Source organism: uncultured Clostridium sp., from assembly GCF_937920395.1.
Classification (GTDB): domain Bacteria; phylum Bacillota; class Clostridia; order Clostridiales; family Clostridiaceae; genus Clostridium_AD.
In genome coordinates this window covers 1-9922 of sequence record NZ_CALEVF010000139.1, presented here as the reverse complement: position 1 = coordinate 9922, position 9922 = coordinate 1, and the positions used below count along the sequence as shown (strand labels likewise).

The following is a 9922-nucleotide window of genomic DNA, read 5'->3' as shown; positions in this document are numbered from 1 at the left end:
TTAACAATTATATTATTTCCAATCCATTTAAAAATAACTCTTAAATACACAAACAAAGTCTTGGAAATTTATATATATAAAAAGAAACTAGAGGTAAATAAACCTTTAAAAAACAATTCAAAAGATAAATCACAATCAAAACCTAAAAAAAGATTTTTTAAGCGATTAATTTTTAAAGATATAAATTTAATTATTCATAAATTAAAGAATTCAAGATTTAAGCCAACGTTAATTTTAAATACTAAACTAGAATATGGATTCGACGATGCTGCCTTAGTAGCTATTGTATTTGGTTTAATTCATTCAACCTATAGCCTTTTGTATCTAATATTAATAAATTTTGTTAAGGTTAAAAACATAGATCTTAAAGTTACGCCTCATTTTAAAGAAAATAATCTTAATATGGAAATTTCGAGTATAATCTACATCAATTTTGTAAAAATTATTTATATGGCATTTATAATATTACCTTGCCTTATAAACATAAAACCTAACAAAATAAATATAAAAAAATATAGAGGAGGAAATGTACATGGATAATCATCCAATTGAAAATTTAATGAGGAGCACCATGGAGAGTATAAAGGATATGATAGATGTTAACACCATTGTAGGCGATCCTGTGAAATCATTAGATGGAACTACAATCATTCCTATTTCAAGAGTGTGTTTTGGTTTTGCTTCTGGAGGTAGTGAATTTAACAATATGAATACAACTGATTCAGCTAGTAAATATCCCTTTGGAGGTGGTTCTGGTGCTGGAGTCACTGTTAAGCCAGTTGCATTTTTAGTTGTTAAAAACGATTCAATTAGGCTTCTATCTGTAGATCAGCAAAATACATACGATAAAATCGTTGATACTGTACCACAAGTTATTGATATTATTAAGGGTATGTTTAAAGATAAAAGTACAAAAGATGCAGAACCTGAAGATAAAGAATGTGACAATAAACAAAAATGTAATGAATGATAATTAATATTAAATGAATACAATAACTTATAAAATTAAAATATTAACCCCATAATAATAAGGTTTATAAAATTAAAATCCTTATTATTATGGGGTTATAACTATGTGTATACTTAGTCTTTAAAATATTTATTCAACCTTATTTATATCAACCTCGGGCTTCAAATTTTCTTTATTAAAATCTTCTAAAGAAGGCATTTCATTTAGATTATGAAAATTAAAATGTTTAAGAAATTCATCCGTTGTTACATATATAATTGGCCTTCCTGGGACATTTTTTCGTCCGCTTTCTTTTATTAGTTTTTTTTCTGACAAAGTATAAATTGCTCTATCGCTTTTAACTCCTCTTACGTCTTCAACCTCCACTCTTGTCATTGGCTGCTTATATGCAATTATCGCTAAAGTTTCAAGTGAGGCTTGAGATAAAGATTGCCTGATATTTATTTTTAATAGCTTTTGAACATACTCGCTATTACATGGTTTTGTAACAAGTTGATATTCTTCATTAGTTACTATAATTTTAATGCCTCTCTGCTGCTGCTCATATTTTTCTTTTAATTCATTTATTAACTGCCTTGTAAATTCAATACTACATTCTAAAATATTTGCAAGCTCTGTTAATTTTAATGATTCTCCAGTTACAAATAACAATGATTCAATAATAGAATAATATATGTCATTAGTAGAAATATCCTTACTTGCTAATTGTTTAATATTTGATTCATTCACATTCATATTAATTTACCCTTTCTAAATATATCTCATTAAAATTACTTTCTTGAAATACTCGTACATTCCTAATCTTAATTAACTCAAGTAAAGCCAAGAACATAACAATAATTTCTATTTTAGATGAATAACCATAGATTAGGTTTGTAAATTGAATTTTCCCAAAATCATTTAACTTTTGTTTTAATTCCTCCATTTTATCTTCTATTTTATATTCATCTATCAATATTTCTTTATTTACAATAATATCTGTATTCATTTTATTCTTATATTTTTCTATTAAATTATTATATAAATTATACAAATCAAAAATTGTAACATCCTTTAAAAAATCTACTTCTTTAGTATTATGATTATCTTCTTCGATTATTTCTGGCTTTTTACTAATCATTATACCTGTCTCTTTCTCCATAACTTTCAAATTTTCAGCCACAACTTTGTATTTTCTATATTCCACTAGTTTGTCCATTAATTCTTTTTCCACATCATATTCATCCTGAATACTAACTTCTTCTTTATTCTTTGGCAACAAATACTTTGATTTAATTTCAATTAACGTTGCAGCTATAACAATAAATTCTGATGTCATTTCTAAATCCATTTCTTTCATGCTTCTGAGATACTCCAAGTACTGATTTGTAATTTCAACAATGTTAATATCATAAATATTCATCTTATTTTTCTTTATAAGATGTAATAATAAATCAAATGGGCCTTCAAAATTAGTTACTTTTATACTTAATGGCATTTATACTCTCTCCTAAATAAACAAATAATTATAAAGAAACGTGAACATTAATTTACTTCTTTATATCAAGTTTAATTTAAGTATAATATTAAAATTTATAAAATGATACATTTTATAAAAAAAATAACCTCTAAGCTAGTATCTGTTTGCTCAGAAGTTACTTTATTTATTTTTAAAATATATGATTGTAAAAACATATTTATTAAATTGCTCTATCAAATAAATCTGTAAAATTATTTATAATATTATCCCATACCCTAGACTTTTTAATATCTCTATCGCTATAAATATTAACCTTGCCACATAATTTGTTATCAACATATATTTCACAAGATCCAATAACTACATTTTTTTTATAATCTTCTATCCCTTGTTTTAAAATAAATTTCTTAGTTAATATATTTTTATTACCTCTTTCAAAAGTTATAAGTAAATCGTCTTGAGCTTTAGCTATTAGAAATTTGTCACCTTTTTTATTTAAAACTATTTTTTCTAAATCTTGATCCTTTAATATTACCTTTTTAGTCTCAAATTTAGAGAACCCATAGTTCATTAACATACTTGCATCGCTATTGCGCACCTTAAAACTTGGTGCACCCATAATTATTGCAAGCATTCTAACATTATTTTGTTTTGCAGTAGCTGATATGCAATATTTCGCTTCATTTGTAAATCCAGTTTTAAGTCCATCACATCCATTAAAAAATCTAACAAGCTTATTATGGTTTACTAGACCTATAGGAGCTTTCCTTCCCTCAGAAATAGTTTCCATGTATGTTGATGAATATTTTAATATTTTAGGATGTTTTAATAATTCTCTAGACATAATTGAAATATCATACGCAGTTGTAAAATGTCCATCAGCACTTAACCCTGTACAATTTTTAAAACTAGTATCTTTCATATTCAAACTTTTAGCTCTTGCATTCATCATGTTAACAAAAGCCCCTTCACTGCCGCCTAAGTATTCTGCCATTGCAACTGCTGCATCATTTCCTGATGCAATAGCGATTCCTTTTAAAATTTCTTCCACGGTTCTAACTTCACCTGTATCAAGTATCATACTACTTCCACCCATTTTTTTTGAGTTTTCACTTATTGTAATCTTATCAGTTAATTTAATTTTACCAGAATCTATTGCCTCCATAGCAATAAGCATTGTCATTATTTTAGTTACTGACGCTGGAGCAAATTTTTCATGAGAATTTTTTTCATATATTATTTTACCACTAGTTGGCTCCATTAATAATGCTGAACTTGCATTTACCTCAATGCCTTTATTATCTTTATTTTCTGTTTTAGTGGGCATATTTGCTGCTTTAGCAGATATACCCGAAAACTGCATGGTAAAAATTAATAATAAAATTAAACACAATGCATTTCTAAATGTTCTTTTCATCTTTCTCCTCCTCATAATCCTTTATGCTAGATAACAATTTTTCAGGTCATCTGCAATGATTAAAACTCATAACATTATTTTTACCAAAACATATTGATATTATCACTATTTATTTATAATAATTAAAAAATTTATTTCATCTATATAACAAAAATAAGAATTCATCTTTACAAGTAAAGATGAATTCTTATTTTTGTATTCGATTTAAGATATAAAAACAAATTTTTTATTAAAATTGTTTTTTATAAAAATATTTATGCTCTAGGAAAAGTGTTCTTGTAAATCTCTGATATTTTATTTTTCTTAACTATTGTGGAATAAATTTGAGTTGTTGACATACTATTGTGCCCAAGTAACTCCTGAACTGTGCTTATGCCTGCACCATTTTGTAATAAATGTACAGCAAATGAATGTCTTATTGTGTATGAATTAATTGTTTTTTTTATATTTGTTGTTTTAGCATATTCTTTAATAATTTTCCAAAAACCTTGTCTTGTCATTTTGTCACTTTTTATATTTAGAAAAAGTAAATTTGAATTATTTAAGTTTATCTCACACCTAATTTTTAAATACTCATAAATACATCTAACCGCATGGCTCCCTATTGGAACTATTCTTTCATTTTTTCTACCATTGTTACATGTTATGTATAAAGAGCCTAAATTAATATCATATATTGTTAAACTTAAAAGTTCCGAAACCTTCATGCCTGTTGCATACATTAATTCTAGCATTGCTTTATCTCTACACCCTTTAATTGTTAACTCATCTGGTTGATTTAATAATTCATCTACTTCCTCAACCGATAAAATTTGAGGTATATTTCGTTTGATTTTTGGGACAGAAAAATAGGCTGTTGGATCATTTTGAGCAAGATTATTCCTAATAAGATATTTATAATAATTTCGAATAGAAACAATACTTCTTGCTATAGAACTATTTGCTTTACCTTCTTTTCTAAGGTACTCAGAATAAGCCATTATTGTTATGTTATCAACTGTTTCTTGGTTTTCATTTCTTTTCTCCGTGAAATCAATGAATCGTTTAACATCTCTCGTATAAGCTTCAATCGTATTTCTAGTCAAATTATTATTTTGTAATTTTTTTATATAAATTGTCAATAAATCATTCATAATTTATCTCCTATATTATAGAGAATATAATATTTGTATATCCATTAGACTCTAAAAAACAAATAAAATGTAAGAATATAATTATAAGCCAATTTATAATTATTATCAACTAATTTGTAGACCACAATACTGTTTTTGTATATCTTTGAATTATTAATCAATCTTTCAAGCGAATAATCTACAACCTTAGGTAGAATAACTCCAATTACTATTAAGATAACAAAACATTTAATTGTTAACATAACAAAATGGAATAAGTCCTTATTCTTCATTTACTTAGGCTTCCCAAGTTATTTATAAGGTTTTTAACGAAATATGGTGCAATATATGATTCTATAATTATCCCAATAAACAAAAAAGCTATTATTATAATAAATATTACGCTATAATATATAATTCTACTAGATACACTACTTGTCCATTGTTTATTAAACTTATTTTTTAATAACATTATAGAAAATTCCATCGATATCACCGATGCAAAGATTATGCATGGAATATAAATTAAATTTTGAGGTAATACCCCTAGTATTGCTATACCTATTCCACTTTTCCCTAGCCCACTTATCATGAAACTAAATGTAAAGCCAACTGTAAATCCTTTCAATAAATCTATTATTACAATAATTGGTAAACCTACAATAGTTAAACCTAAAAACCATAATAAAACAATAACTGGTAGATTGTTCTTAATTGATTGAAAAAATATTAACTTGTAACTTATCCCACTTGAGTTTAAAGGATCAATAAAATTAGTCAAATAATTTACTAAATCATTTCGTTCAACTTCCCCCATGTATTTCACACTATAAATTCCTAGAATTATCCCTGTAAATATACACAAAATGCTTATAATATATAACCAATGATTTTCTTGTATATGTTTATTTACGTTACTTATTAATGCGTTAGATGACATATTTTCCCCCTTTATTAATCGTTTTATTTTTTATAACTGTGCATAATATGTTATTATAATCCACCCAAGTTATATCTTTGTTAAACTTTAACTTTTTAAGTTAAATCATTTTTCGGGTAGCTACAAAATAAATACTTATGATATCTTAATTAATATTTATGATAGTAAGGGAATTTATATGCATATTTAATTCAACATTAATAACCATTTTTTCAATTAACTTCTTCTCTTTAAATTCAATATATAAAGGTGACATCCTTTACGAATTACATATTTTGTGTTATAATGCTTGTATAGAGGTGATTCAATATCAATATCAATACTAAAAAAATAGAAAAAATACCCACTAAAAAATTAACTACTAAACTTAATTCTAAGGAAGATTCAATTTCTAATGACAATTTAATTTACGATTCTTTTGAAGAATATCTTAATAATTACAATTCTAATTAATATTCAGGATGTGAGCTTTTGCTTACATCCTATTATTTTTCTTAAGTTTAAATTTTAAATTTAGTAAGGAATATTAAACAAAATAAAAGAGTATCCATTAAGGACACTCTTACTTTATAGCTTCATTTGCTTTTTTATCTAACTGTTTACCAGTATCAATAGCTAAATTTTCTATATAATCATTTATATTAGTATTTTCAATATATGGTAATGTATAATGTTCTCTTGAACTTAGACCACTTGATTCTACTAACAAATCAAATTCATATGATATTATCATATTACTAGGTTCTGTTGAACCAGCTTGTACAGTAGGTTCTTTATTTACCATCTGATTATCTACTTCAAAGTTCATATTATCACCTCTTACAACATTATATCATAATTTATTTATACTTATTCTTACTTTATAAATAAATACATTTCTTTAATATAAACAAATTAAAGGACACCTCCATATCAGTTACTGATATAAGAATGCCCTTAATTTATTTAACTAACTCTATTTTGTAATCTTAACTTATCAGCTACCATTGCTATAAATTCACTATTAGTTGGTTTTCCTTTAGCATTATGTACAGTATAACCAAATATTTTGTTTATCGTCTCAACTTGACCACGTCCCCATGCTACTTCTATAGCATGTCTTATTGCTCTCTCCACCCTGCTAGCCGTTGTATTAAACTTTTTAGCAATAGATGGATATAATTCTTTTGTCACTGCAGATAAGAGTTCAATATCATTTACTACCATAGTAATTGCTTCTCTTAAATACATATATCCCTTAATATGGGCTGGTACTCCAATTTCATGTATTATATTTGTTATTTCAGCTTCTAAGTCCATTGGTTCATTACGGTTACTATTTCTAGCTTGAGTTGTATCAATAAAAGGAATTGATTTTTTACTATTATCACTTGAAATTGTATTGTTAAACATCTGCCTTATTCGCTTTGTAAAAACTTCCATATCGAATGGTTTTACTACATAATAATCTGCTCCGAGTGATATAGCCCTTTGCGTTATTTTATCTTGTCCCACTGCAGATAAGACTATTATTTTAGGTATTGGATTAAGGTCCATACTACCCAATCGTTCAAGCACTCCAAGACCATCTAAATGTGGCATTATTATATCTAATACTACTAAATCAGGTTTTCTCTCTTTTATTAACTTAAGAGCCTCTATTCCATCTTTTGCAATACCTGTAACCATAATATCTCTTTGGCTTAACAAATAATCATTTAAAATATTGCAAAACTCTTTGTTATCATCTGCAATAAGAACACTAATTCTTGGTTCTTCCATATTCTAACTCCCCTTTATAAATGAATTCCCATATCTTGATAAATATTAATTTTACAAAAGAATTACAATTCCTTCATGTATTCAAAATATTACAAGCAAATGATAATTTATCATAATTTTGTAATGTATAGGATAACATCTGCTATCCTATATCCTATTATGTCCATTTTACCTCTTTTTTTTAGATAATGCTAGTTATTTTGATAAAATGCCTGCATCTTTCAGCATCCATTCGATATATATACCATATCCAACATCAGGTTTATTAATTAAAACATGGGTTACTGCTCCAACTATTTTATTGTTTTGAATTATTGGACTACCACTCATACCTTGCACTATACCTCCTGTTTTTTCTAAAAGTCTAGGATCTGTAATTTTAATTATCATACTTTTTGAACCAGCTTTATCTTGTGGTAATAGTTTTTGAATCTTTATTTTAAATAATTCCGGCTCATTGCCATTTACAGTAGTTAAAATCTGTGCATCTCCTTCTTCAATCTCATCTCTAAGACCTACTTTCATAGGTTTGTTAAATTTATTATTTATAAGGCTTTTAGTTCCATTTCCAAATATGCCACATTCTGTATTATTAATTAATTGACCTTTTATTTTGTTTTCATCTATAAAAATACCTCTCAATTCTCCTGGAGTTCCTCTAGTTCCCTTTTTTATAGATACTATATTAGAAGATATTATCACACCATTATTAACGCTTAATATTGTTCCAGTATCAGAATCCGTAATTGGATGACCTAAAGCTGCAAATTTATTGTTTTTGCTATCATAAAATGTTAAGGTACCAACACCTGCAGTAGAATCACGTACCCACAAGCCAATTTTTTGTTTACCATCTGCTGAATCTGTTGTGGGCTTAACCTTTATATCAAAAAATTTTGTATTATTTCTACGTTGTATTTTAAGCGTAAGTTCTGTGTTTTTCCCTTTATTTATAAACCTACTTACATCTTCAGCATGATTTATAACAATATTATTTATTTTTATTATACTATCTCCAATTTCTACACCTGCAGTTGCAGCAGGGCTCTGAATTTTACCATTAACACCATCAATATCAGATAAAGCTACTACTAAAACGCCCTTAGTGTTTAGTTTAACTCCAATTGGTTGACCTCCTGGATAAACCATTATATTCTGATTATTTTTAAAAAAAGTTGGATTTATTTTTAATAAGTCATTTGTATCAATTTTTAATTTTTTCTCTTCTCTAATTATATAATTATTAGATAGAGCATTATTTGTATTTGCTTTTAAGTTTATAATGTTTTTAGAATATGATATTGAACTTGGTTTGTCAAAAATAGAAACAGCTATACTTTTGTTTTTAAAACAGACACCTAAAGCTATTATTAGTATTGATGTCATAAGTAAACAAAATATATTCAATCTTTTTTTCATAAGCTTTACCTCCTTCTTCTCTTATAAATATAAATTTAAGTTACCCTCCAAATCTCCATATTATGCTATAATATTAATTCAAAAATAGTCAAAGACATATATTCTAAACTAAATTATCATGAATTTAAAAATTTCTTCTATATTGCAATTATTATATAATTAATGCAATACTATCCTTATTTGAATTTAATTAAAATATTTTATATATTTAAACCTCTATAAAATATTTATAAATCAATAAAGTAATAGGCTTATAATTATTCTGACTTTAAAAGCAAAAAAAATAAAGTCATATATATGACTTTATTTTCTCCTTTATATAAATTTTTATTACTAGATTCTTATAAAATCAAAACTATTTTTTCTTTCGATTATTAGCCAATATGATCATTTCCTTAGAATTTTCTAAAGTTAATTTAGTGACCTCTGTGCCACCAATCATTCTAGCTATTTCTTGTTGTTTTTCTTTATCATTCATTCGTATAATATTAGTATATGTTTTATCATTTATAACATTTTTAGATATCAAATAATTTATATCAGCCATACTAGCTATTTGTGGCAAGTGAGTCACACAAAAAATCTGATGTTTTAATGATATTAGATACATTTTTTCTGCGACACATTGCGCAATTCTTCCACTAATTCCAGTATCTATTTCATCAAATATAACAGTTGGTATTTCATCTTTATCCACAAATACAGTTTTAAGTGCAAGCATGATACGGGATAATTCTCCTCCAGACACTATTTCTTCTAAAGGATTTAATGGCTCACCAGGATTAGTAGCTATGCAAAATTGAACTTTATCACAACCATTTTTATAAAATTCATCTGTAAGTTT

At 26.2% G+C, this 9922-nt stretch carries 11 protein-coding genes and 1 pseudogene; 2 read left to right on the top strand and 10 right to left on the bottom strand.

All coding sequences use genetic code 11. The features are described 5' to 3' along the window. Window positions 1-540: DUF2953 domain-containing protein (locus Q0649_RS10240; RefSeq protein ID WP_298841124.1), on the top strand; the 540-nt coding region annotated here is incomplete at its 5' end. Next, the gene (gene ytfJ / locus Q0649_RS10235; protein ID WP_298841122.1) at window positions 533-970 is read left to right on the top strand and encodes a GerW family sporulation protein; all 438 of its coding nucleotides are present in this window, start codon (window positions 533-535) and stop codon (window positions 968-970) included. The genes Q0649_RS10240 and ytfJ, both read left to right, overlap by 8 nt. A 129-nt stretch (window positions 971-1099) precedes the next feature. Here the strand turns inward: ytfJ and scpB are convergent, their stop codons facing one another. The 10 genes and pseudogenes from scpB to Q0649_RS10185 form a co-directional block, all read right to left on the bottom strand. Next, window positions 1100-1699, bottom strand: a complete 600-nt coding sequence (gene scpB, locus Q0649_RS10230; RefSeq protein WP_298841126.1) for an SMC-Scp complex subunit ScpB — start codon at window positions 1697-1699, stop codon at window positions 1100-1102. A gap of 7 nt (window positions 1700-1706) precedes the next feature. Continuing rightward, window positions 1707-2447 carry a segregation/condensation protein A gene (locus tag Q0649_RS10225; RefSeq protein ID WP_298841120.1) on the bottom strand — a complete coding sequence of 247 codons (741 nt, stop codon included), beginning with the start codon at window positions 2445-2447 and terminating at the stop codon, window positions 1707-1709. A gap of 202 nt (window positions 2448-2649) precedes the next feature. Next, the gene (locus Q0649_RS10220) at window positions 2650-3846 is read right to left on the bottom strand and encodes a D-alanyl-D-alanine carboxypeptidase family protein (protein ID WP_298841117.1); all 1197 of its coding nucleotides are present in this window, start codon (window positions 3844-3846) and stop codon (window positions 2650-2652) included. A 254-nt stretch (window positions 3847-4100) separates the two neighbouring features. Further along, entirely contained in the window at window positions 4101-4979 is an 879-nt protein-coding gene (locus Q0649_RS10215) for a tyrosine recombinase (RefSeq protein WP_298841114.1), read from the bottom strand. A gap of 44 nt (window positions 4980-5023) precedes the next feature. After that, window positions 5024-5251: an endonuclease III gene (locus tag Q0649_RS10210; RefSeq protein WP_298841112.1), complete on the bottom strand. Its 228-nt coding sequence runs from the start codon at window positions 5249-5251 to the stop codon at window positions 5024-5026. Then, complete coding sequence (gene spoIIM / locus Q0649_RS10205; RefSeq protein WP_298841109.1) at window positions 5248-5898, bottom strand: stage II sporulation protein M; 651 nt, start codon at window positions 5896-5898, stop codon at window positions 5248-5250. Before spoIIM ends, Q0649_RS10210 begins: the two co-directional genes overlap by 4 nt. A 562-nt stretch (window positions 5899-6460) precedes the next feature. Next, the gene (locus Q0649_RS10200) at window positions 6461-6706 is read right to left on the bottom strand and encodes a hypothetical protein (RefSeq protein WP_298841106.1); all 246 of its coding nucleotides are present in this window, start codon (window positions 6704-6706) and stop codon (window positions 6461-6463) included. Window positions 6707-6843: 137 nt separating this feature from the next. Continuing rightward, complete coding sequence (spo0A, locus tag Q0649_RS10195; protein WP_298841103.1) at window positions 6844-7659, bottom strand: sporulation transcription factor Spo0A; 816 nt, start codon at window positions 7657-7659, stop codon at window positions 6844-6846. A gap of 195 nt (window positions 7660-7854) precedes the next feature. After that, entirely contained in the window at window positions 7855-9078 is a 1224-nt protein-coding gene (gene spoIVB / locus Q0649_RS10190; protein ID WP_298841100.1) for a SpoIVB peptidase, read from the bottom strand. A 355-nt stretch (window positions 9079-9433) separates the two neighbouring features. Further along, a pseudogene (locus Q0649_RS10185) lies at window positions 9434-9922 on the bottom strand (DNA repair protein RecN); the annotation flags it as partial.

Bases quoted from the DNA above. Each gene is read 5' to 3' on its own strand.
- Q0649_RS10200 (WP_298841106.1), bottom strand. From the start codon at position 6,706: ATGAACTTTGAAGTAGATAATCAGATGGTAAATAAAGAACCTACTGTA.
- spoIVB (WP_298841100.1), bottom strand. From the start codon at position 9,078: ATGAAAAAAAGATTGAATATATTTTGTTTACTTATGACATCAATACTA.
- Q0649_RS10225 (WP_298841120.1), bottom strand. From the start codon at position 2,447: ATGCCATTAAGTATAAAAGTAACTAATTTTGAAGGCCCATTTGATTTA.
- Q0649_RS10220 (WP_298841117.1), bottom strand. From the start codon at position 3,846: ATGAAAAGAACATTTAGAAATGCATTGTGTTTAATTTTATTATTAATT.
- Q0649_RS10215 (WP_298841114.1), bottom strand. From the start codon at position 4,979: ATGAATGATTTATTGACAATTTATATAAAAAAATTACAAAATAATAAT.
- spo0A (WP_298841103.1), bottom strand. From the start codon at position 7,659: ATGGAAGAACCAAGAATTAGTGTTCTTATTGCAGATGATAACAAAGAG.
- spoIIM (WP_298841109.1), bottom strand. From the start codon at position 5,898: ATGTCATCTAACGCATTAATAAGTAACGTAAATAAACATATACAAGAA.
- Q0649_RS10210 (WP_298841112.1), bottom strand. From the start codon at position 5,251: ATGAAGAATAAGGACTTATTCCATTTTGTTATGTTAACAATTAAATGT.
- ytfJ (WP_298841122.1), top strand. From the start codon at position 533: ATGGATAATCATCCAATTGAAAATTTAATGAGGAGCACCATGGAGAGT.